Consider the following 21,732-nt stretch of genomic DNA (forward strand, 5'->3'; position numbering starts at 1 on the left):
GCGTTCGAAGACCACCAGCACCACCGCGCCCCACGGCACCGCCGCCGCGTCGGCCCCAGGCCAGAACAGCCCGGTCGCGGATCGTCGAGGCCCGAGAGGACCACCATGCCCAGCACCCCCGCGCTCGCCGTCGAGTCCCTGAGCTTTCAGGTCGGCGGCGCGCGGATCCTCACCGACGTCAACCTCGAGGTGACGCCCGGCGAGATGATCGGCGTCATCGGCCCCAACGGGGCGGGCAAGACCACCCTGTTCAACATGATCTCGGGGATCCACGCCCCCACCGCGGGCCGGATCCGCCTGGCCGGCACTGACATCACCCACGAGCCGGTCCACCGCCGCGCCAAGGCCGGCCTGGGCCGGACCTTCCAGACTTCCAACCTCTTCCCCGGGCTGAGCGTGCTGGAGAACGTCCGCCTCTCCGCCCAGCGCCGCCTCGGCGGCAACCTCTCGGTGCTGCGCTTCCCCCGCCGCGGCGACGACGCCTCCCGTGAGGCCCAGGCCCACCTGGAGGAGGTCGGCCTGCTCGAGCTCGCCGACGTCCCGGCGGGCGGGCTGTCCCACGGCGACAAGCGCAAGCTCGAGATCGCCGTCCTGCTCGCCATGGAGCCGTCGGTCATCCTGCTGGACGAGCCGATGGCCGGCGTCGCCCGGGCCGACGTCCCGGGCCTGTCCGAGGTCATCCGCCGCCTGCACCGCCACCACGGGTGCACCGTCCTGATGGTCGAGCACCACATCGACGTGGTCCTCGGCCTGGTCGAGCGGGTCGCCGTGCTGCACCAGGGCACCATCCTCGCGCTGGACGAGCCCGCCGCCATCATGGCCGACCCGCTCGTGCAGAGCGCCTACCTGGGAGCCGCCGTATGAGCCCCATCCTCGAGGTCGAGCACCTCTCCGCCGCCATCGGCGGCCAGCAGGTCATCGAGGACATCACCTTCACCGTCCCGGCCACCGGCGTCACCGCCGTCCTCGGCCGCAACGGGGTCGGCAAGACCTCCACCATCAAGGCGGTCCTCGGTCTCATCGGCCGGTCGGGGAAGGTCGTCTTCGACGGTGCCCGCATCGACCGGGAGGACACCCACCGCATCGTCCGCCGCGGCATCGGCTACGTGCCCGAGGACCGGGAGGTGTTCGGCTCCCTCACCGTCGCGGAGAACCTGCGCCTGGCCGAGCGGGACGCCGCCCCGCGCCGCGACCTCGTCGCCGCGCTCTTCCCCGACCTGGTCAAGCGGTCCGGGCAGCGCGCCGGCACCCTCTCCGGCGGCCAGCAGCAGATGCTGTCCCTGGCCCGGGCGCTGCTCAACGACAACCGCCTGCTCCTCGTGGACGAGCCGACGAAGGGCCTGGCCCCCAAGATCGTCACCGAGGTCGCCGAGGCCCTCGAGGAGGCCGCGCGCACCGTGCCGATCCTCCTCGTCGAGCAGAACCTGCCCGTCATCGAGCGGCTGGCCGAGGGCGCCGTCGTCGTCGACTCGGGGCGGGTGGTCCACACCGGTCCCGCCCGCGACCTGCTCGCCGACCCCGACGCCGTCCAGCGGCTCCTCGGCGTCCACGCCGACACCGCCGGCACGGTGGCCGCCGCGGCGGCCACCCCCACCCCCGGCGACGCCGCCGCCACCGCACCGGAGGGCGCGAAGTGAGCACCATCGTCCTGCTGCTGATCACCGGCCTGGGCCTGGGCGCCCTGTACTTCCTCGTCGCCTCCGGCCTGTCCCTCATCTACGGGCTCATGGGCGTGCTCAACTTCGCCCACGGCTCCTTCCTCACCCTCGGCGCCTTCGCCGGCTGGGAGGTCGCCCGCCGGGTCGGGGCGACGACGTGGTCCGGGTTCCTGCTGGCCCTGCTCGTCGGCGCCGTGGCCGGTGCCGCCATCGCCGCCCTCACCGAGCTGCTGCTCATCCGGCCCCTGTACAACCGCCACATCGAGCAGGTCCTCGTCACCGTCGGGCTGGGCCTGGCCACCGTCGCGCTCTTCGAGGGCGTGTGGGGCACCAACGCGATCTTCATCTCCGGCCCGAGCTGGCTCGCCTCCACCACCACGGTCCTCGGGGCGCGGATCCCCAACGACCGCTTCCTCGTCGTCGCCGTCGCCGTCGCCGTGCTCGCCGCGCTCGTGCTGTTCCTCCGGCACACCCGCTACGGCCTCGTCATCCGGGCCGGGGTGGAGAACCGGGCGATGGTCACCGCGCTGGGCATCGACGTGCGCCGGTCGTTCACCCTGGTCTTCTCGATCGGCGGCGCGGCCGCCGGCCTGGGCGGGGTGCTCGCCTCGCAGTACTTCGACTACGTCTCCGCGCACCTGGGCGCCACGCTGCTGATCTTCGCCTTCATCGTCACCGTCATCGGCGGCCTGGGCTCCCTCGGCGGGGCGGCGGTCGCGGCCGTGCTCGTGGCCGTCCCGCAGCAGCTGGCCAACTACTACCTGCAGGGCGTGGGCGACCTCATCGCGGTGCTCGCCCTCGCCGTCGTCCTGCTGGTGCGGCCCTCCGGACTCATGGGAGCGAAGGCATGACCACCCCCACCCAGGCCCCCCGGCGCACCGACGCGCCCGCGACCGAGCCACGCACCGCCGGCCGCCCCCTCTCCCGCCGGGCCCTGACGCCCTGGCTGGTGGGCATCGCCGTGGTCGTGGTGATGTTCTGCCTGCCGCTGCTCAACATCCCGCTGCCTGGGGTGCTGCCCGGGCCGACCTACACCCCGGGCAGCCTGCACCTCATGGCGCTGTGCCTGCTCTTCGCGGCGCTGGCGCTGAGCTACCACCTGCTCTACGGGGTGGCGGGCATGCTCAGCTTCGGTCACGCCCTGTACTTCGCCGCCGGCGCGTACGGGCTGGGCATCCTCCTCGAGCACACCGAGCTCGGGCTGCTGCAGGCCGGCGCGCTCGTGCTCGTGGGCGCGGTCGTGCTAGCCCACGTCGTCGGCGCCATCTCGCTGCGCGTCACCGGCGTCTCCTTCGCCATGGTCACTCTCGCCTTCGCCCAGGCCGGCAACGTGCTGGTGCGCCGCAACCCCGGGAAGCTCACCGGCGGCGAGGAGGGTGTGGGGCTGCGCACCGACAACGTTCCGGACGCCCTGGTCGGGGTGGTCAACACCCGCACGATCTACTGGGTGGCCCTGGCGGTCCTGGTCGCCGTGTACGTCGTCGTGACCTGGGTGCAGCGCTCCCGCGCCGGCCACGTGGTCGAGGCCACCCGGGAGAACGAGATGCGGGTGCGGGTCATCGGCCAGCAGCCCTACCTCATCCGGCTGCTCACCTTCGTCATCGCCGCCGCGCTGGCCGCCGTCATCGGCATGGCCTACCTCGTGCTGCAGTCCCAGGCGGTCCCGCAGATCTCCTCGGCGGACTTCACCATCACGGTGCTCGTCATGGTCGTCCTCGGCGGGGTGGGCTCGCGGTGGGGCGCGATCGTCGGCGCCGTCGTGTACACCCTGCTGGACCAGCGCCTCGGCGTCTTCGCCTCCTCGGCCTTCGTCGACGGCCTGCCGGCGGTGCTGCGCGTGCCGCTGAGCGAGCCGCTGTTCATCCTCGGGGTGCTGTTCATCCTCGTGGTGCTGTTCCTGCCCGGCGGTATCGCCGGCGCGGTGGAGCGGCTGCGCACCCGGGGCGCCGGACGGCGGTCCTCCGGCGCGGAGTCGGCGACGACCGCCCAGCGCCGCCGGCTCGAGGAGCTGACGTGAGCGCCCTGCCCCCGGCCGCGGACCGGCACACCCTGGGCCGGTGGACCACCGACCGCGCCCGGCTGACCCCGGCCAAGGTCGCCGTCGACGAGCGCGGGCGGCGCACCACCTACGCCCAGCTCGACGCCCGCGCCACCGCGCTGGCCGAGCGGCTCCTGCGCGCCGGGTACGGCCACGGCGATCGCATTTCCACGCTCACCCGCAACAGCACCGACCACGTCGTGCTCTTCTTCGCCTGCGCCAAGGCCGGGCTCGTGCTCGTCCCGCTGTCCTGGCGGCTGGCCGGCGAGGAGCTCGCCTACCAGCTGCGGCACTCCCGCCCCGCGCTCGTACTGGTCCAGGCCCCGCTGGCCGAGGCCGCCCGGGCCGCGCTCGCCGGGACGGACCCCGCCCCGGCCGTGGAACTGCTGGGAGCCGACGGCGTCGAGGCACACGTGCCGCACCCGGTGCGCACCGACCTTGCCGCGCCGGCCGGACCCCGACCGGTGGCCGACGACGACCCGCTGCTCGTCGTGTACACCTCCGGCACCGCCAAGGCGCCCAAGGGCGTGGTGCTCACCCACGCCAACTGCTTCTGGACCAACCTCTCCCTCGCCGGGGCCACCGGGCTGACCGCCGAGGACGTCGTGCTCGCCGTGCTGCCCCAGTTCCACGTGGGCGGGTGGAACATCCAGCCGCTGCTGGCCTGGTGGACCGGCGCCACCGTGGTCCTCGAGCCGGACTTCGACCCCGGCCGGGCGCTGGCCGCCGTCGCCGCGCACCGCGTCACCACGATGATGGGCGTGCCGACGAACTACCAGCTCCTGGCCGAGCACCCGGACTTCGCCACCGCCGACCTGTCCAGCCTGACCCACGCCGTCGTGGGCGGGGCCACCATGCCCGAGGCGCTGCTGCGCACCTGGCACGCCCGCGGGGTGCGGGTCACCCAGGGCTACGGGCTGACCGAGGCCGGCCCCAACGTGCTCGCGCTGCCCGCCGGCGACGCCGCCACCCACCTGGGATCGGTCGGCAAGCCCTACCCCCACGTCGAGGTGGCCGTGGCCGACCCCACCACCGGCGAGCTGGTGGCCGGGCCGGGCCGCGGCGAGCTGCTCGTGCGCGGGCCGGCCGTCTTCGCCGGCTACCTGCGCGACCCCGAGGCCACCGCCGCGGCGGTGCGCGAGGGGTGGCTGCGCACCGGCGACCTCGTCGAGCGCGACGGCGACGGGTACTTCCGCGTCGTCGACCGCCTCACCGACATGTACATCTCCGGCGGGGAGAACATCTCCCCCGCCGAGGTGGAGGCCGCCCTGACCGCCCACCCGGACATCGCCGAGGCCGCCGTGGTCGGCGTGCCCGACGCCCGCTGGGGCGAGGTCGGCCACGCCTACGTCGTGCCCCGCCCCGGCGCGGCGCTGACCGCCGAGGACGTCATCGCCCACGCGCGCACCCGCCTGGCGGCGTTCAAGGCCCCGCGCAGCGTCGGCTTCGTCGACGAGCTGCCCCGCACGGCGCTGCACAAGCTGCGCCGCGGTGCGCTGGGCCGGCCCGACGCCGCGCCACCCCCGCCGGCGGCGCCGGCCGCGCCGCTGCGGCTGGTGACCCCGCCGGCCCCCGCGTCCGCCGAGGAGGCCCGGTGAGCGCCCTGCCGCGCACCGAGCGCGGCGGGCGCACCCGGGCCCGGATCCTCGACGTCGCCACCCAGGTCTTCGCCGAGCGCGGTTACCACGACGCCTCGATCGTCAGGATCACCGCGGCCGCCGAGGTCGGCCAGGGCACCTTCTACCTCTACTTCGCCTCCAAGCAGGAGGTGTTCGAGGAGGTGGTGCGCGACCTGAACCAGCGGGTGCGCCGGGCCATGGTCGCCGCCTCCAGCGCCGAGACCGGCCGCCTGGCCGCCGAGCGCGCCGGGTTCGCCGCCTACTTCCGCTTCACCGCCGCCAACCCGGCGCTGTACCGGATCATGCGCCAGGCCGAGATCGTCGCCCCGCACGTGCTGCGCGAGCACTACGAGCGCATCGCCGACGGGTACGTGGCCGGCCTGCGCGCGGCCCGCGTGCACGGCGAGCTCGCCGAGGAGATCGACCCCGAGGTGGCCGCCTGGGCGCTGATGGGCATCGGGGAGATGGCCGGCATGCGCTGGGTGCTGTGGGAGCAGCCCGACGGCGCCGCGGCCCGCAACGGCGCGACGACGCCGGAGGAGCGGCCCGGCCTCCCGCCCGAGATCTTCGACGCCACCATGCGCCTGGTCGAGCGCGCCCTCTCCCCCACCGCGGGGACCCCGACGGAAGGACGGACCGCATGAGCACCAGCCTCGCCGCGCACACCTACTCGGAGGTCGACGTCGCCGTCGACGGCGGCACCCTGCACGCCGGGGTGTGGGAGCCCGCGGACGGCGCCGCGGAGGCGCCGACCGTCCTGGCCGTCCACGGGATCACCGCCACCCACCGGGCCTGGGGCTGGATGGCCCCCGCGCTGCCCGGGGTCCGGGTCGTCGCGCCCGACCTGCGCGGACGCGGCCGGTCCAACGCCCTGCCCGGCCCGTACGGCATGGCCCGCCACGCCGACGACGTCGCCGCCCTCGCCGCGCACCTCGGGCTCGACGACGTCGTGGTCGCCGGGCACTCGATGGGCGGGTTCGTCGCCGTCGTCCTCGCCCACCGCCATCCCGGGCTGGTCCGCTCCCTCGTCCTCGTCGACGGCGGGCTGCCGCTGGCCCTGCCGGCCGGCGTCGACCCCGACGCCGCCATGGCGGCGGTCCTCGGTCCGGCCGCCCAGCGCCTGGCCATGACCTTCTCCGACACCGACGCCTACCGCGCCTTCTGGCAGGCGCACCCGGCCTTCGCCGGGCACTGGGGCGAGGACCTGGGCGCGTACTTCGACTACGACCTCGAGCCGGCCGACGACGCCTACCGCTCCTCGGCCCGCCTGGAGGCGATGACCGGCGACCAGCGCGAGCTGTTCACCGGCGAGTCCCTGCTGCTGGCCCTCGGCGCGCTCGCCGTGCCCGCCGCGTTCCTGCGCGCCCCCGCGGGCCTGCTCGCCGACGCCCCGCTCTACCCGGCGGACCAGGTCCGCGAGTGGGCTGGGCGGCTGCCGACGCTGCGCGTGGTGGAGGTCCCGGACGTCAACCACTACACGATCGTCATGACCCCCGCCGGCGCGGCCGCCGTCGCCCGCGAGGTCACCGCGCACGTGGCGGCGACGCCGTGAAGGCGACGCCAGGGCGGCGACGTGAGCGCGGCGACGCCGCGGGCGCACCCGGATCGACGCGGGTGATGGCCGCTATCGACACATCGCCGTTCCCCGCCCGAGGCGGGGAGTGCACAGTACCCAGAGGCATGAGCGACGAGGAGGTCCCGGCGTGAACGGGTTGGACAAGGTGGTGGGGTCGGCCGCGGAGGCGGTCGCGGACATCGGCGACGGCGCGTCGCTGGCGGTGGGCGGGTTCGGCCTGTCGGGCAACCCGATGGTGCTGATCGAGGCGCTGCTGGCCACCGGCGTGGGCGACCTCAAGGTGGTGTCGAACAACTGCGGGGTGGACGACTGGGGCCTAGGGCTGCTGCTCGGCGCGGGCCGGCTGGCGAAGATGACCGCCTCGTACGTGGGGGAGAACAAGGAGTTCGAGCGGCAGTTCCTCTCCGGCGAGCTCGAGGTCGAGCTGACCCCGCAGGGCACGCTGGCGGAGAAGCTGCGCGCGGGCGGGTCCGGGATCGCGGCGTTCTTCACCCCCACCGGGGTGGGCACGCAGGTCGCCGAGGGCGGCCTGCCGCGCCGGTACGACGGGTCCGGCGGGGTGGCGGTGGCCTCCCCGGTCAAGGAGACCCGCACGTTCGCCTTCGCCGGGTCCGAGCGCGAGTTCGTCCTGGAGGAGGCCATCACGACCGACTTCGCCCTCGTGCACGCCGCGAAGGGCGACCGGCACGGGAACCTGGTGTTCAACAAGGCGGCGCGGAACTTCTCCCCGCTGGCCGCGATGGCCGGGCGGGTGTGCATCGCCCAGGTCGAGGAGCTCGTCGAGCCCGGTCAGCTCGACCCCGACGAGATCCACCTGCCGGGCATCTACGTCCACCGCGTGGTCCACGTGGGCACCGACATCGAGAAGCGGATCGAGAAGCGCACCGTGCGCGAAGGCGGCACCATCGGTGCCGGGGCCGGCAGCGACGGCGCCACCGCCGCGGGCGCGAGCACAGGCAAGGAGGCCTGAGATGGCACTGACCCGTCAGCAGATGGCGGCGCGGGCGGCCCTGGAGCTGCCCGACGGCGCGTACGTCAACCTCGGCATCGGGCTGCCGACCCTGGTGCCCAACTACGTCCCCGAGGGCCGGGAGGTGGTGCTGCAGTCGGAGAACGGCATTCTCGGCGTGGGGCCGTACCCGGTAGAGGGCGAGGTGGATCCGGACCTGATCAACGCGGGCAAGGAGACGGTCACCACCCTGCCGGGGGCGGCGTTCTTCGACTCGGCGCTGTCCTTCGGGATGATCCGGGGCGGGAAGATCGACGTCGCGATCCTGGGCGGCATGCAGGTCTCGGCCTCCGGGGACCTGGCGAACTGGATGATCCCGGGGAAGATGGTCAAGGGCCCGGGCGGGGCGATGGACCTGGTCCACGGCGCCGGGAAGGTCATCGTCCTGATGGAGCACAACGCGAAGAACGGGGCGGCGAAGATCGTGGGCGAGTGCTCCCTGCCGTTGACCGGCCGCGGCGTGGTGGACCGGATCATCACCGACCTCGCCGTCATCGACGTCACCGAAGCGGGGCTGGTGCTCGTCGAGACCGCCCCCGGCGTGAGCGTCGAGGAGGTGCGGGAGCGCACCGAGCCGGAGCTGGCCGTGTCCGAGGAGCTGAGTGCCGTGGAGGTGCAGGCATGAGCGTCAACGAGACCACCGACGGCACCCGCCCGCCGGCCGCGGAGCCGGGCGACGTCGTCGTCGTGGGGGCGGCGCGCACCCCGCAGGGCAAGCTGCGCGGCCAGCTCGCGTCCTTTACCGCCGTCCAGCTCGGCGCCGCCGCCATTCGCGGCGCGCTGGAGCGGGCGGGCATCGACCCCGGGCAGGTCGAGGCGGTGATCCTGGGCCAGGTCCTGCAGGCCGGGGTCGGCCAGAACCCCGCCCGGCAGGCCGCCATCGGCGCCGGCATCGGCTGGTCGGCGCACACCGCCACGGTGAACAAGGTGTGCCTGTCCGGGCTGACCGCGGTCATCGACGCCGCCCGGCTGCTGCGGTCGGGGGAGGCCGACGTCGTCGTCGCCGGCGGCATGGAGTCGATGACCAACGCCCCGCACCTGCTGCCCGGCTCCCGCACGGGCTACGCCTACGGGCCGGTGACGCTGCTGGACCACACCGCCCACGACGGGCTGACCGACGCCTTCGACCACGAGGCCATGGGCACCGCCACCGAGCGGTACACCACCGAGCGGTACCCGCTCACGAGGGAGCAGCAGGACGCCGTCGCCGCCGCCTCCCACCAGCGCGCCGCCGCCGCCTGGGAGGCGGGGGTCTTCGCCGGCGAGGTCGTGCCGCTGACGGTGACCAGCCGGAAGGGTGAGACGGTGGTGGACCGGGACGAGGGCATCCGCCCCGACACCACCGTGGAGTCCCTGGCGAGGTTGCGGCCGGCGTTCGTCGAGGGCGGGTCGATCACCGCCGGGAACGCCTCGCCGATCTCCGACGGCGCCGCCGCGGTGGTCCTGACCACCCGCCGGGTGGCCACCGAGCGCGGCTGGCCGGTGATGGCCACGGTGCGGGCCGCCGGGCAGGTCGCCGGGCCGGACACCTCCCTGCACGCCCAGCCCGCCCGGGCCATCGCCACCGCGCTGAAGCGCCAGGGCTGGGACACCGCCGACCTGGACCTCATCGAGATCAACGAGGCCTTCGGCGCCGTGGTGGCCCAGTCCGTGACCGAGCTCGGCGCCGACCCCGCGAACGTCAACCCGCACGGCGGCGGCATCGCCATCGGCCACCCCATCGGCGCCTCCGGCGCCCGCCTCGTCGTCCACGCCGCCCACCAGTTGGCCGCCGACGGCGTCCGCCGGGCCGCGGTGGGGCTGTGCGGCGGCGGCGGCCAGGGCGAGGCCCTGCTGCTCGAGGCCTGAGCGCCGACGAGGTCGAGGTCCTGGTCGTCGCCGCGACCAGGACCTCGACCTCGTTCCGCGTCAGGACGCCCGGGCGCGCGTCCCGGCGCACGTCCCGTCGTGCCCTGCTCGGCGCCGCCGGCGCCGAGCAGGGCGCGGTCGGCCCGACGGGTCCGGCGCGGCGGGTCAGCCGGCCGGGTCCGGCGCGGCCTGCGGCTCGGCCGCGCGGCCCGCGGCCAGGGCCCCGGCAAGCAGGTCCCGGAAGCGGCCCGGCACCTCCAGGTGCGGGCTGTGCCCCACCCCCTGGAGCACTACCTCCTCGTAGGCGCCGCCGTTCGCCGCGAAGCGGTCGAGGACCGCGCGCATCTGGGCGACCATCGGCTGGCTGGGGTAGACCTCCTCGCCGGGCCAGCCCGGGATCGCGCCCAGCGCGCCGAGGTTGCCCAGGTCGAACAGCGACGCGTCGGAGACGATGGCGTCGCGGTTGCCGCGCACCCACGTGACCGGGCCCACGCCGCGCACCTCGGCGAAGTCGCTGACGTCGAAGAACGCGGGCGAGATGGCGTTGTTCATGCCGGTCGTGCCCGGCGCGACGCCCGGCCAGTGCTCGCTGGGCACCGACGGGCCGGGGTAGTGCCCGTCCCCGATGCGGGTCGAGAGGACCGAGTCGAGGAGCAGCTCCTCGTCCTCGGGCACGAAGCCGGGCGCGACGTAGAAGGCGCGGAAGACGTTGCGCGGGGAGTGCGGGTGCTCGGTGCCCCGATCCCCGGCGGCGATGGCGGCGGCGAAGTCCGTGTTGGCCGTGCCCCCGCCGGAGCCGGCGTGGTCGTCCCACACCGGCGCCCCCTCCGCGCCGCGGGTGCCGCCGAAGCCGTAGGGCGACATCGGCGCCTCGAGGAGGATCGCGCCCACCCGCTCGGGGTGGTCGATCGCCAGCTGCATGACCACGCCGGCGCCGGCGGAGTGGGCCACGAAGTCGGCCCGGTCGATGCCCAGCGCGGCCATGACCGCGACGACGTCGTCGGCGAAGTCCCGCATGCCGCGGGTGGCGTCGATGGGCAGCGGCTCGGTGTCGCCGAAACCGCGCAGGTCCGGCGCGACGCCCCGGTAGCCGTCGGGGAGCTGCTCGAGCAGGCGGTGGAAGAAGGCCGAGGAGGAGCAGTTGCCGTGGACCAGCACGACCGCGGGCTGCCCGGCGGTGCGCTGCGCCCACCCGGCCGCGCCGTCGCCGTCGCCTGTCACCTCCGCCGAGGCGGCGCGCACGTGCACCCGCAACCGCTCCGTCGGCACGTCGAACTCGTGCAGCTGGCTCATGGGTCCCCTCCGCTCCGGGCAGCCCCGTCGCCGCCCCCGGGCAGCAGGGTAGGCCGCCGTGAGGTCCCGCCGACGCGTTTCCGCTGCTCGGCGGCGTGCCGGACGCCGGCAGGCCCGGCGCCGCCCGCCCGGCGCCGCGGCGTGATGGGATAGCGGTCATGACGAGCACCACCGACCCCGACCGGTCCGCGGCCACCCTGGTGGCCGCGGACCCGTACGGCTGGCTCGAGGACGTCGAGGGCGAGGAGGCCCTGGCCTGGGTCCGGGCCCGCAACGCCGAGGCCCAGGCGGCGCTGACCACCTCGCCCCGCTTCGAGGAGCTGCGCACGGGCATCCTCGAGGTCCTCGACTCCACCGCGAAGATCCCCGGCGTCGTCCAGCGCGGCGAGCACCTCTACAACTTCTGGACGGACGCCGAGCACGTGCGCGGGGTGTGGCGGCGCACCACCTGGGCGTCCTACCGCACCGCCGAGCCGGAGTGGGAGGTGCTCATCGACGTCGACGCCCTCGCCGAGGCCGAGGGGGTCGGCTGGGTGTGGCACGGCGCCCGGGTGCTGCGCCCGTCCTTCACCCGCGCGCTGGTGTCCCTCTCCCGCGGTGGCTCCGACGCGGACGAGACCCGCGAGTTCGACCTCGTGACGAAGACCTTCGTGCCCGACGGCTTCCACCGCCCCGAGTCCAAGGGCGGCATGGGCTGGGCGGACGCCGCGGGCGAGGAGGTCTTCGTCTACACCGACGTCGGCGACGGGTCGATGACCACCTCCGGCTACCCCCGCACCGTGCGGCGGTGGCAGCGCGGGGCGCCGCTGGCCGAGGCGCCGGAGATCTTCGCCGGCGAGCGCACGGACCTGTCCGTCGTCGCCGTGCACGACACCACCCCCGGCTTCGAGCGCGATTTCGTGGTGCGCTCCCGGGCGTTCTACGACTCCGACACCTACCTGCTCCAGGACGGCGCGCTGACCCGGCTCGACGTGCCCCGCTCGGCGGAGCCGGGGGTGCAGCGCGAGTGGCTCACCGTCGAGCTGCGCGAGGACTGGGAGGTGGCGGGCCGCACCTACCCCGGCGGGGCCCTGCTGGCCACCCGCTTCGCCGACTTCCTCGCCGGCGGGCGCGACTTCGAGGTGCTCTACGCCCCCACCGCCACCACCTCCCTCGCCGGGGCCTCCTGGACCCGCCACCACCTGGTGCTCAACATCCTCGACGACGTGACCAACCGGCTCGAGGTGCTCACCCCGCCGGCCGACGCCGGCCCGTGGCGGCGCCGCCCGCTGGACCTTGGCGAGGACGCCGGCGCCGTCCCCGCGCTGGCCACCATCGCCGTCGGCGCGGTGGACCCCGACGAGGAGGACGCCCTGTGGCTGAGCACCTCGGGGTTCCTCTCCCCCACCACCCTCTCCCGGCTCGACCTCGACGCCGACGGCGTCACCGTGGGCGTCGAGCGCCTGAAGTCCCTGCCCGCGTTCTTCGACGCCACCGGCCTGACGTCGAGCAGCACTTCGTCAGGTCCGACGACGGCACCCGGGTGCCGTACTTCCAGGTCTCCGGGGAGCCGGCCGCGCCCGGCGGGCGTCCGGCGCCGACCCTGCTCGCCGGCTACGGCGGCTTCGAGGTCTCCCGCCTGCCCGCGTACTCCGGCGCGGTGGGGCGCTCCTGGCTGGCCCGGGGCGGGGTGTACGTCGTGGCGAACATCCGCGGGGGCGGGGAGTACGGGCCGCGGTGGCACCAGGCGGCGCTGCGCGAGCACCGTCACCGCGCCTACGAGGACTTCGCCGCCGTGGCCCGCGACCTCGTCACCCGCGGGGTGACCGACCCCGCCCACCTCGGCGCCCAGGGCGGCTCCAACGGCGGCCTGCTCGTGGGCAACATGCTCACCGGCTACCCCGAGCTGTTCGGGGCGATCGTGTGCCAGGTGCCGCTGCTGGACATGCGCCGGTACTCCCACCTGCTCGCCGGGGCGTCCTGGATGGCCGAGTACGGCGACCCGGACGACCCCCAGCAGTGGGAGTACCTGCGGACCTTCTCGCCCTACCACCTGTTCGACCCGGCCGCCGACTACCCGCCGGTCCTGTTCACCACCTCCACCCGCGACGACCGGGTGCACCCGGGCCACGCGCGCAAGATGGCCGCCAAGATGCTCGCCGCCGGCAAGGACGTGCTCTCCTTCGAGAACATCGAGGGCGGCCACGGCGGCGCGGCCACCAACGCCCAGGCGGCGTTCATGCAGGCCCTCGCCTTCGAGTTCCTGTGGCAGCGGCTGGGGTGAGCTGCGTCTTCTGCGGCATCGCCGCCGGCACCGAGCCGGCCAGCGTGGTCCGCGACGCCGGGGAGGTCCTGGCCTTCCTCACCACCGCCCCGGTCAACCCCGGCCACGTGCTGGTCGTGCCCCGCGCCCACGCCACCGGGCTGGCGGACCTGCCGCCGGAGACCGGCGCGGCCATCTGGCGCCTGGCGCACGAGCTGGCCGTGGCGCTGCGGGCCGACCCGGGGTGGTCCGAGGGCGTGAACCTGCACCTGTCGGACGGCGCGGCGGCCGGCCAGCACGTCTTTCACGTGCACCTGCACGTCATCCCGCGCCGGGCCGACGACGGGCTGCGGATCACCGACGAGCGGCACGAGCCGCCCTCGCGCGCCGAGCTCGACGACGTCGCGGCGCGGCTGCGCCAGCTCGCGGAGCGAGGAATGTCTCAGCGTGGAGATGACGTCTCGGCACCCAAATGACGTCTCGGTACCGAGATGACGTCTCGCGGGAGGGGGCTGGGTCAGCCCAGCATCTCGCCCAGCTCCGGCTCCGGGCCGGGGAAGCCGGGGTCGACGTCGACGATGTCGACGATCTCCCCGATCTTGGTGACCTCCAGCAGGAACCGGACCACGTCCGGCGGCTGGATGATGCGCAGCCGGTCCGGCAGCCGGTAGGCCAGCCGGGCGAGGACGGCGATGACCGACGAGTCCATGAAGGTGACGTTGCGCGCGTCGACCTCCAGCGGCAGGCCGGAGCGCTCGATGGTGACGGCGGCCTGGCCCAGCTCCTCGTTCATGCTGATGTCCACCTCGCCGGAGAGGACGAGGCGGTTGCGGGTGGCGGAGGTCAGCAGCGCCGTCGACCCCTCGCTGCCCGAGCGCTCCTCGGAGTGGGTCTCCACCGTGTCTGTCATGAGCCGGATCTCTCTGTGGGTGTACCACCGGTAAGGCCCGGCTGGTCCAAGGGTAAGCCTGGGCCGACCGAAACGCCTATACCGGGCGGTTCTCGGCCGTGACGATCAGTACTCGCGGGGGCGCCACAGGACGAGCGCCCCACCGTTGGTCGTGGTCACCCGCCGCACGCGGGTGCCGCGCGGGAGGGCGACGACGTCGCCGGTCGGGCCCGCCGCGAAGACCCGGTGGCCGGGGTCGACCACCGAGCGCAGGTTGTCCAGCTCGGAGCGGACCTGGGCCAGCTCGCGCTGGAGGTCGAGGATGCGCTTGATGCCGGCGAGGTTGATGCCCTCCTCCTGGCTGAGCCGCTGGACCTCGCGCAGCAGCGCGACGTCGCGCAGGGTGTAGCGCCGCCCGCGCCCGCGCGTGCGCTGCGGCTCGACGATGCCCAGGCGGTCGTACTGGCGCAGGGTCTGCGGGTGCATCCCGGCCAGCTCGGCGGCGGCGGAGACGGTCAGGATGGGTGCGTCCTCACGTCCCCCGGCCTGCAATGCCATGTCTCCTCCTTCCGCTCCGCCGGCCACCGGCCCGGCCCGGCGGGGGCCGGCGGGCCGGTGCGGCGACCGCCGACGGCGGGCGCGGGGCCCGCCGTCACGTCCGCTCCTACTGGTCCTACTGGGCGGCGAGCTCGGTGAGCCCCGCCCGGGGGTTGGCCCCCTCGTTCGCCTCGGCGAAGGCCTTCACCGCCGCCTTGGCCGCGCTGCTGAGCCGGCTCGGCACCACGACGTTGACGGTGACCAGCAGGTCGCCGTCGGGCGCCGTGGGCAGGTCCAGCCCCTTGTGCCGCACCCGCAGCGTGCGCCCCGAGGGCGTGCCGGCCGGCACCTTCACCTTGACCGTGCGCCCGTCCAGCGTCGGCACGTCGATCGTGGCGCCGAGGGCGGCCTCGTCGAACGTGATCGGCACCGTCAGGCGCAGGTTCTTCCCGTCCAGGGAGAACACCGGGTGCGGGTCCACCCGCACGGCGACGATGAGGTCGCCCGGCTCCCCGCCGCCGGTGCCGGGCTGGCCCTTGCCGCGCAGGCGGATCTTCTGCCCGTCGTGCACCCCCGGCGGGATGCGCGTGGTCATCGTCCGGCCGTCCACGGTGAGCTGGACCGTCGCCCCGGTGACCGCCTGCCGGAAGGGCAGGCGGGTGCTCGCGGTGATGTCCGCGCCGCGCTGGGCCCGGCGCCGGGAGCCGAAGCCCCCGCCGCCGAACATGCCGGAGAGGATGTCCTCGAAGCCACCGGTGCCGGTGCCGGTGCCCGAGGGCGCGGTCGTGGAGTACCGCACCCGCGCGCCGCCCGGCGCGCCCTGGCCGAACATGCCGCCGAACAGGTCCTCGAACCCGGCGCCGGCCCCGCCGGAGCCGGCCGAGAACCGCGCCCCGCCGCCGGCCATGGCGCGCAGCGCGTCGTACTGCTTGCGCTGCTCGGGGTCGGAGAGGACGGCGTAGGCCTCGCCGACCGACTTGAACTTCTCCTCGGCGGCGGCGTTCCCGGGGTTCTGGTCCGGGTGGTACTTGCGGGCGAGCTTGCGGTAGGCCTTCTTGATCGCGTCAGCGTCGGCGTCCTTCGCGACCCCGAGGGTGGCGTAGAAGTCCTTCTCGAGCCAGTCCTGGCCGGTCATCACGCCTCACCTCCTCGATCGTGCGGTGCCGCGGCGGGAATCCCGCCGCGGCACCTGCCTGCTGTGGTCTCGCCCGTCATTGAGGGCCGGTGACGCCCACGCGCGCCGCGCGCAGGACCTTCTCCCCGGCACGGTAGCCGGGCTGGAGGACCTGCGTGACGGTGGTGGCCGTGGCTCCCGGGTCCGCCTGGTGCATGAGCGCGTCGTGGATCTCCGGGTCGAACTCCTCGCCCTCGGCGCCGTAGCGCACCACCCCGAAGCGCTGGCCCAGGGTGCTCTCGAGCTTCTCCGCGATCGCGCCCACGGGGCCGGTGAGGTCCCCGTGCTGGCGGGCGAGCTCGATCTCGTCGAGGACGCCGAGCAGCGCCTCGACGACGTCGTGCACCCCGGCCTGCCGCTGGTTGGCGGCGTCCGCCTTGGAGCGGCGCACGTAGGCGTTGTACTCCTGCTGGACGTTGTAGAGGTCGGCGTTGCGCCGGGCCAGCTGGTCGGCCAGGTCCAGCGCCTCGGCCTGGGCCGCGGCGGCGGCGTCCGCCTCGCCGGCCGGCGCCTCCGCGGCGGCCTCGGCCGTGGGGGCGCCGGCCCCCGCCGGGGCGGCGGCCGGGTCGGCCGCCGCCTCCGCCTGGTCGCCGTGCTCGCGCAGCTTGCCGGTCTCGGGGTCGATGCGCCGCTTGTCGGTCACCACGGGCTTCTCGGCGCCCACGTCCTCCTCGCGGGCTCGGGTCTCGTCCGTCACTTGGTCTCCTCGTCGTCCACGATCTCGGCGTCGACGACGTCGTCGTCGGCCTCCGAGCCGCGCGTGGCGCCGTCGAACGGCGCGCCCTGGGCGCCGGGGTTGGCGGTCTCGGACTGGTTGGCGTACAGCGCCTCGCCGATCTTCTGGCTCTTGGTCGTCAGGTCCGCCTGGGCGGTGCGCACGGCCTCGATGTCCTCGCCCTCGAGCGCCTTCTTCAGGGCGTCGACGGCCTCGCGGACCTCGGAGGTCACGGCCTCGGGCAGCTTGTCGGCGTTGTCGCTGAGCAGCTTCTCGGTGGAGTAGACCTGCTGCTCGGCGGTGTTGCGCAGCTCGGCCTCCTCGCGCCGCTTGGCGTCCTCGGCCGCGTGGGCCTCGGCCTCCTTGACCATCCGGTCGATCTCGTCCTTGGGCAGGGCCGAGCCGCCGGTGATCGTCATCGACTGCTCCTTGCCCGTGCCGCGGTCCTTGGCGGAGACGTGCACGATGCCGTTGGCGTCGATGTCGAAGGTGACCTCGATCTGCGGCATGCCGCGCGGGGCCGGGGCGATGCCGGTCAGCTCGAAGGTGCCCAGCGGCTTGTTGTCGCGGGCGAAGTCGCGCTCGCCCTGGAAGACCTGGATGAGCACGCTCGGCTGGTTGTCCTCGGCGGTGGAGAACACCTCGGACCGCTTGGTCGGGATGGCGGTGTTGCGCTCGATGAGCTTGGTCATCACCCCGCCCTTGGTCTCGATGCCCAGGGACAGCGGGGTGACGTCGATGAGGAGGACGTCCTTGCGGTCGCCCTTGATGACGCCGGCCTGCAGAGCGGCGCCGACGGCGACGACCTCGTCCGGGTTGACGCCCTTGTTAGGCTCCTTGCCGCCGGTGAGCTCGCGCACGACATCGCTCACGGCCGGCATGCGGGTCGAGCCGCCGACGAGGACCACGTGGTCGATGTCGCTGAGCTGGATGCCGGCGTCCTTGATGACGTTGTGGAACGGGGTCTTGGTCCGCTCAAGCAGGTCGGCGGTCATCTCCTGGAAGGCGGCCCGGGTGAGCTTCTCGTCCAGGTGGATGGGGCCGGACTCGCTCATCGACAGGTACTGCAGGGAGATGTTGGTGCTGGTCGCGGAGGACAGCTCCTTCTTGGCCTGCTCGGCGGCCTCACGCAGGCGCTGCAGGGCGATGCGGTCCTTGGACAGGTCCACGCCGTCCTTGTTCTTGACCTGCTTGACGAGCCAGTCCACGACCCGCTGGTCCCAGTCGTCGCCACCGAGCTTGTTGTCGCCGTTGGTGGCGCGGACCTGGATGGTGGAGAAGCCGTCGTCGTCCTTGCCCACCTCGAGCAGGGAGACGTCGAAGGTGCCGCCACCGAGGTCGAAGACGAGGATGAGCTCGTCCTCCTTGCCCTTCTCCAGCCCGTAGGCGAGGGCGGCCGCCGTCGGCTCGTTGATGATGCGCAGGACGTTCAGGCCCGCGATCTGGCCGGCGTCCTTGGTCGCCTGGCGCTGGGCGTCGTTGAAGTAGGCCGGGACGGTGACGACCGCGTCGGTGACGGGCTCGCCCAGGTACGCCTCGGCGTCCTTCTTGAGCTTGCCGAGGATGCGGGCGGAGATCTCCTGCGGGGTGTACTTCTTGTCGTCGATCGCCACGTTCCAGTCGGTGCCCATGTGGCGCTTGACCGAGGAGATGGTGCGGTCGACGTTGGTGACGGCCTGCCGCTTGGCGACCTCGCCGACGAGGACCTCGCCGGACTTGCTGAAGGCGACCACCGACGGGGTGGTGCGCGACCCCTCGGCGTTCGCGATGACGGTGGGCTCGCCGCCCTCGAGGACGGAGACCACCGAGTTGGTGGTGCCCAGGTCGATACCGACCGCTCGTGCCATGCTTGTGCTCCTTCGATCTCGGGCGCCGATCCGGGTCACGGCGTCGTCTTGAGTCGTATGCACTCAAGTTTGTGCCTTGGCCGGGAGATGTTCAACCCGGAGGTCTCAAACTTGAGTCTGCTTGGCTCAACCCGCGGGTCCGTGGATTTGTTCCCGGGGACGGCGCCCGCCTGGCTCGGCCGGGGCGCTCACCGCTCCGGGACGTGGCGGAGCAGCGCCGGCGCCTCGCCCGGGTGCAGGATCCCCAGCCGCTCGGTGGCCCGGGTGAGGGCGACGCCGAGGGCGGCCGGCCCGGCCGGGTCGGCCAGGAGGGCGCCGGGGTCGACGACGAGGACGGCGTCGACCTCCAGGCCGCGCGCCTGCTCGGGCGTGAGCACGACGGCGTCGCGCCGCAGGTCCACCGCCGGGCCGGAGGAGGTCCCCGGGTGGGCGGCGGCGAGCGCGGCGCCGATCGAGGGTGCCAGCCGCTCCGGGGCGATGACGCCGACGCGGCCCCCCGCGGCGAGCTCCTGGCCGGCGGCCTCGACGACCGCGCCCACGAGGTCGCCGTCGACCCGGCGCCGCCAGGCGGTCCCGCCGGTCCGCACCGGCCGGGGCGGGCGGGCCTGCGGGTCGGTCGCCTCCAGCGCGGGCAGCGCCGCCGCGATCACGGCCGGGGCCCGGTAGCCCAGCGTCAGCGTGGCCACCCGCCAGTCACTCCCGGCGTGCGGGCGCAGGACCTCCCCCCACGACGCCGCCGCGTGGGCCGGGCCGCGCCGCGGGTCGCCGGTCACCGTCATGGACCCGGACGGGCAGCGCCGGAGGAGGAGGCGCCAGGCCATCGGGCTGAGCTCCTGCGCCTCGTCGACGACCACGTGGCCGAAGGTCCAGGTGCGGTCGGCGGCCCGCTCGGCCAGGTCGCGGGCGGGGCGGGCACTGGCCTCCGCGTCGGCGCGGTCGTCCGGCAGGACCTCGTCGGCGCGCTCGCCGAGCAGGTCGGCCTGCGCCAGCATCTGCCGGGCGAAGCGGATCCGCTCGCGGCGCAGGCGCTCCGCGGGCCCGGCGTCGGCGCCCGGGTCCGCGCCGAGCAGCTCCGCCGCCTCGTCGAGCAGCGGCACGTCGGCGGGCGACCAGCCGCCGGCGGGCAGGGCCAGGGCCGCCCGGTCGGCGGCGGGCACCCCCGCGCGCTCCAGGCGTCGCGGGTCGGCGAAGAGGTCGGTCAGCAGCTGCTCGGGGGTGAGCAGCGGCCAGAGGTCCTCCACGGCCCGGGCGACGGCGGGGTCGGCGAGCAGCTCGCGCTCGAGGTGCTCGCGCTCGTGGGCGCCGAGGAGGCCGTCGACGTCGCTGCCCTGGTGCTCGATCACGGGCGGCGCCTCGTCGGGGCGGTCGGCTAGCAGGTCGTCGAAGCGCGCCAGCTCGTCGTCCAGGCCCCGCTCGACGTCCTCGAGGAGCCGCCGGCCGGCGTCGACGACGAGCCAGGACAGCTCGGCGAGGATCTCGCGGCGGAAGACCCGCCGGGCGAGGTTGTGCGGGAGGCCGGTGCGGCGGGCCTCCGCCACCGCGGCGCCGATCGCCGCGGCGCCGAGCACGTGGGTGTCGCCGTCGTAGACGACCTCGACGTCGCGGTCGGAGCCCTGCCGGTTCCGGACGGCGCGCGCCACGACGTCGGCCATGCGCAGGTCGCCCTTGACGCGCCGCTCGGCGGCCGACGCCTCGCGGGCGCCCACGACGCCGGGGTGGAGCGTCCCCACCGTCGCGAGGACCACCCGCGTCTCCCCGAGCGCAGGCAGCACCTGCCCGACGTAGTCGAGGAAGGCCGCCGAGGGGCCGACGACGAGCACGCCCCGGCGGCCGATCACGGGGTCGGTGTACAGGAGGTGGGCGGCGCGGTGGAGGGCGGCGGTGGTGGTGCCGGTGCCCGGGCCGCCCTGCACGACGAGCACGCCGCCGGGGTCGGCGCGAACCACCTGGTCCTGCTCGCGCTGGAGCGTTGCGGGCACCTCCCGCAGGCGCCCGGTGCGCCGCGCGGCCAGCGCGTCGCGGAGCGCCCGCTCGCCCTGGAGCTCGCCCCCGCTGCCGGGACCGAGCGGCTCGTCGTCGATGCCGACGATCGCACGGCCGCGGGTGCGCAGGTGGCGCCGGCGACGCAGGCCGAGCGGGCGGTCCGGGGTGGCGGCGTAGAAGGGCCGGGCGGCGGGAGCCCGCCAGTCGAGCAGGAGCGGCTCGCGCTCCGGCGTGCGCAGGCCGACGCGGCCGATGTACCGGACCCGTCCGTCGACGCCGTCGAGGCGACCGAAGCACAGCGCGGGCTCGGCGGCATCGAGCCGGTCGAGGCGGTCGTCGAGCGCGGCGCCCGCCTCGTCGCGCTCCAGGCCGGGGCCGGTGGCGAGGATCGCGTCGCGCCGGGCCCGGGTCGCGGCGCGGACCTCGTCGAGGCGGCGGTAGAGACCGTCGAGGTGCTCCTGCTCCCCGGTCGGGTCGTCGCCCGCGCCGGGGCCTCGTTGGTCGCGCACGTCCCGGTCAACGCCCGCCCCCGCCCGGCATGTTCCGGCTCCGCGCGCCGGGTGGTGCCGGTACCGTGCGAGCGTCCCGGGGCAGACCCGGGAGCGGTGCCGCGAGCGCGGGGGGTCGACCGGGGCGCCGCTCCCCCGAGTCGAGGTGGTCGATGACCGACAAGACCGACGTCAAGAAGACCCTCGACGCCTATCGCGCCGTGCGCGGGGAGGTCCGGGTCCTGGACGTGCCCGACCTGCGCTACCTCATGATCGACGGCCGCGGCGACCCGAACACCTCCCCGGCGTTCACCGAGGCGGTGCAGGCGCTCTACCCGGTCGCCTACACGCTGAAGTTCGCCAGCAAGGACGAGCTCGGACGCGACTACGTCGTCCCGCCGCTGGAGGGCCTGTGGTGGGCCGAGGACATGGACGCGTTCACCACGGCGCGGGACAAGTCGCGGTGGAGGTGGACCCTCATGATCCTGGTCCCGGACTGGATCGACGCGGCGATGGTCGCCGCGGCGATCGAGCGCGCCGGGGCCCGGAACCGGCCCGTGCGCCTGGACGACGTCCGCCTCGAGGCCCTGGCGGAGGGGCGGTGCGTGCAGACGCTGCACGTGGGTGCCTTCGACGACGAGGCCGACGTGCTGGCGCGCCTGCACCACGAGGTCATCCCCGGCCACGGCCTGCGCCCCACGGGCAAGCACCACGAGATCTATCTCAGCGACTTCCGCAGGGTGGCCCCGGAGCGGCGGCGCACCATCCTCAGGCAGCCGGTCACCGCCGCCGGGGCGTAGCGCCGGCCGGCGAGGG

19 protein-coding genes and 1 pseudogene are annotated in these 21,732 nt (G+C 74.8%); 13 read left to right on the forward strand and 7 right to left on the reverse strand.

Annotation, left to right across the window (positions count from 1 at the left end; all coding sequences use genetic code 11):
- Positions 1-105 precede the first annotated feature (105 nt).
- The 10 genes from GD970_RS11080 (at position 106) to GD970_RS11125 (ending at position 9,748) form a co-directional block, all read left to right on the forward strand.
- Positions 106-864 carry an ABC transporter ATP-binding protein gene (locus GD970_RS11080; protein ID WP_152202952.1) on the forward strand — a complete coding sequence of 253 codons (759 nt, stop codon included), beginning with the start codon at positions 106-108 and terminating at the stop codon, positions 862-864.
- The gene (locus GD970_RS11085) at positions 861-1,637 is read left to right on the forward strand and encodes an ABC transporter ATP-binding protein (RefSeq protein ID WP_152202953.1); all 777 of its coding nucleotides are present in this window, start codon (positions 861-863) and stop codon (positions 1,635-1,637) included. The genes GD970_RS11080 and GD970_RS11085 overlap by 4 nt, the downstream gene beginning before the upstream one ends.
- On the forward strand, positions 1,634-2,509 hold the full coding sequence (locus tag GD970_RS11090) for a branched-chain amino acid ABC transporter permease (protein WP_152202954.1): 876 nt from the start codon (positions 1,634-1,636) through the stop codon (positions 2,507-2,509). Before GD970_RS11085 ends, GD970_RS11090 begins: the two co-directional genes overlap by 4 nt.
- Positions 2,506-3,675, forward strand: a complete 1,170-nt coding sequence (locus GD970_RS11095; protein WP_152202955.1) for a branched-chain amino acid ABC transporter permease — start codon at positions 2,506-2,508, stop codon at positions 3,673-3,675. Before GD970_RS11090 ends, GD970_RS11095 begins: the two co-directional genes overlap by 4 nt.
- Positions 3,672-5,294: an AMP-binding protein gene (locus tag GD970_RS11100; protein ID WP_211489711.1), complete on the forward strand. Its 1,623-nt coding sequence runs from the start codon at positions 3,672-3,674 to the stop codon at positions 5,292-5,294. Before GD970_RS11095 ends, GD970_RS11100 begins: the two co-directional genes overlap by 4 nt.
- Positions 5,291-5,959, forward strand: coding sequence for a TetR/AcrR family transcriptional regulator (locus GD970_RS11105; protein ID WP_152202956.1), 669 nt, complete (start codon positions 5,291-5,293; stop codon positions 5,957-5,959). Before GD970_RS11100 ends, GD970_RS11105 begins: the two co-directional genes overlap by 4 nt.
- Complete coding sequence (locus GD970_RS11110) at positions 5,956-6,867, forward strand: alpha/beta hydrolase (protein ID WP_152202957.1); 912 nt, start codon at positions 5,956-5,958, stop codon at positions 6,865-6,867. The genes GD970_RS11105 and GD970_RS11110 overlap by 4 nt, the downstream gene beginning before the upstream one ends.
- A gap of 151 nt (positions 6,868-7,018) precedes the next feature.
- The gene (locus GD970_RS11115) at positions 7,019-7,861 is read left to right on the forward strand and encodes a CoA transferase subunit A (protein WP_193314920.1); all 843 of its coding nucleotides are present in this window, start codon (positions 7,019-7,021) and stop codon (positions 7,859-7,861) included.
- Position 7,862: 1 nt separating this feature from the next.
- A complete protein-coding gene (locus GD970_RS11120; RefSeq protein WP_193314921.1) occupies positions 7,863-8,525 on the forward strand; it encodes a CoA transferase subunit B in 663 nt (220 codons plus the stop codon).
- Positions 8,522-9,748: an acetyl-CoA C-acyltransferase gene (locus GD970_RS11125; RefSeq protein WP_152202958.1), complete on the forward strand. Its 1,227-nt coding sequence runs from the start codon at positions 8,522-8,524 to the stop codon at positions 9,746-9,748. The genes GD970_RS11120 and GD970_RS11125 overlap by 4 nt, the downstream gene beginning before the upstream one ends.
- Positions 9,749-9,913: 165 nt before the next feature.
- Here GD970_RS11125 and GD970_RS11130 read toward each other — a convergent pair whose 3' ends face one another.
- Positions 9,914-11,041, reverse strand: coding sequence for an alpha/beta fold hydrolase (locus GD970_RS11130; protein WP_152202959.1), 1,128 nt, complete (start codon positions 11,039-11,041; stop codon positions 9,914-9,916).
- A gap of 158 nt (positions 11,042-11,199) precedes the next feature.
- Between GD970_RS11130 and GD970_RS11135 the strand changes: the two are divergent.
- Together GD970_RS11135 and GD970_RS11140 are read left to right on the forward strand one after the other, a co-directional pair.
- Positions 11,200-13,304 (forward strand): annotated as a pseudogene (locus GD970_RS11135) (prolyl oligopeptidase family serine peptidase).
- On the forward strand, positions 13,301-13,759 hold the full coding sequence (locus tag GD970_RS11140; RefSeq protein ID WP_152202960.1) for an HIT family protein: 459 nt from the start codon (positions 13,301-13,303) through the stop codon (positions 13,757-13,759). Before GD970_RS11135 ends, GD970_RS11140 begins: the two are co-directional and overlap by 4 nt.
- A 41-nt stretch (positions 13,760-13,800) precedes the next feature.
- Here the strand turns inward: GD970_RS11140 and GD970_RS11145 are convergent, their stop codons facing one another.
- The 6 genes from GD970_RS11145 to GD970_RS11170 form a co-directional block, all read right to left on the reverse strand.
- Positions 13,801-14,193 carry an STAS domain-containing protein gene (locus GD970_RS11145; RefSeq protein ID WP_152202961.1) on the reverse strand — a complete coding sequence of 131 codons (393 nt, stop codon included), beginning with the start codon at positions 14,191-14,193 and terminating at the stop codon, positions 13,801-13,803.
- A gap of 105 nt (positions 14,194-14,298) precedes the next feature.
- Positions 14,299-14,730 (reverse strand): heat shock protein transcriptional repressor HspR, encoded by a 432-nt coding sequence (locus GD970_RS11150; protein ID WP_152202962.1) that lies wholly within the window; start codon positions 14,728-14,730, stop codon positions 14,299-14,301.
- 115 nt (positions 14,731-14,845) lie between these two features.
- Positions 14,846-15,844, reverse strand: coding sequence for a DnaJ C-terminal domain-containing protein (locus GD970_RS11155; RefSeq protein WP_152202978.1), 999 nt, complete (start codon positions 15,842-15,844; stop codon positions 14,846-14,848).
- 76 nt (positions 15,845-15,920) lie between these two features.
- Positions 15,921-16,580: a nucleotide exchange factor GrpE gene (locus tag GD970_RS11160; RefSeq protein ID WP_226925289.1), complete on the reverse strand. Its 660-nt coding sequence runs from the start codon at positions 16,578-16,580 to the stop codon at positions 15,921-15,923.
- Complete coding sequence (gene dnaK, locus GD970_RS11165) at positions 16,577-18,445, reverse strand: molecular chaperone DnaK (protein WP_152202963.1); 1,869 nt, start codon at positions 18,443-18,445, stop codon at positions 16,577-16,579. The genes GD970_RS11160 and dnaK overlap by 4 nt, the downstream gene beginning before the upstream one ends.
- 188 nt (positions 18,446-18,633) lie before the next feature.
- Positions 18,634-20,937, reverse strand: a complete 2,304-nt coding sequence (locus tag GD970_RS11170; RefSeq protein ID WP_152202964.1) for a HelD family protein — start codon at positions 20,935-20,937, stop codon at positions 18,634-18,636.
- A gap of 152 nt (positions 20,938-21,089) precedes the next feature.
- Between GD970_RS11170 and GD970_RS11175 the strand changes: the two genes are divergently transcribed.
- Positions 21,090-21,716: a GyrI-like domain-containing protein gene (locus tag GD970_RS11175; protein WP_152202965.1), complete on the forward strand. Its 627-nt coding sequence runs from the start codon at positions 21,090-21,092 to the stop codon at positions 21,714-21,716.
- The last annotated feature ends 16 nt before the right edge of the window (positions 21,717-21,732 follow it).

Source organism: Georgenia thermotolerans (genome assembly GCF_009193185.1).
Lineage (GTDB): Bacteria > Actinomycetota > Actinomycetes > Actinomycetales > Actinomycetaceae > Georgenia > Georgenia thermotolerans.

What these genes read in the sequence shown, in the direction of transcription:
- GD970_RS11110 (WP_152202957.1), top strand. Translation starts at nt 5,956, where the DNA reads ATGAGCACCAGCCTCGCCGCGCACACCTACTCGGAGGTCGACGTCGCC.
- dnaK (WP_152202963.1), bottom strand. Translation starts at nt 18,445, where the DNA reads ATGGCACGAGCGGTCGGTATCGACCTGGGCACCACCAACTCGGTGGTC.
- GD970_RS11150 (WP_152202962.1), bottom strand. Translation starts at nt 14,730, where the DNA reads ATGGCATTGCAGGCCGGGGGACGTGAGGACGCACCCATCCTGACCGTC.
- GD970_RS11125 (WP_152202958.1), top strand. Translation starts at nt 8,522, where the DNA reads ATGAGCGTCAACGAGACCACCGACGGCACCCGCCCGCCGGCCGCGGAG.
- GD970_RS11080 (WP_152202952.1), top strand. Translation starts at nt 106, where the DNA reads ATGCCCAGCACCCCCGCGCTCGCCGTCGAGTCCCTGAGCTTTCAGGTC.
- GD970_RS11130 (WP_152202959.1), bottom strand. Translation starts at nt 11,041, where the DNA reads ATGAGCCAGCTGCACGAGTTCGACGTGCCGACGGAGCGGTTGCGGGTG.
- GD970_RS11095 (WP_152202955.1), top strand. Translation starts at nt 2,506, where the DNA reads ATGACCACCCCCACCCAGGCCCCCCGGCGCACCGACGCGCCCGCGACC.
- GD970_RS11120 (WP_193314921.1), top strand. Translation starts at nt 7,863, where the DNA reads ATGGCACTGACCCGTCAGCAGATGGCGGCGCGGGCGGCCCTGGAGCTG.
- GD970_RS11145 (WP_152202961.1), bottom strand. Translation starts at nt 14,193, where the DNA reads ATGACAGACACGGTGGAGACCCACTCCGAGGAGCGCTCGGGCAGCGAG.
- GD970_RS11085 (WP_152202953.1), top strand. Translation starts at nt 861, where the DNA reads ATGAGCCCCATCCTCGAGGTCGAGCACCTCTCCGCCGCCATCGGCGGC.
- GD970_RS11155 (WP_152202978.1), bottom strand. Translation starts at nt 15,844, where the DNA reads ATGACCGGCCAGGACTGGCTCGAGAAGGACTTCTACGCCACCCTCGGG.
- GD970_RS11175 (WP_152202965.1), top strand. Translation starts at nt 21,090, where the DNA reads ATGACCGACAAGACCGACGTCAAGAAGACCCTCGACGCCTATCGCGCC.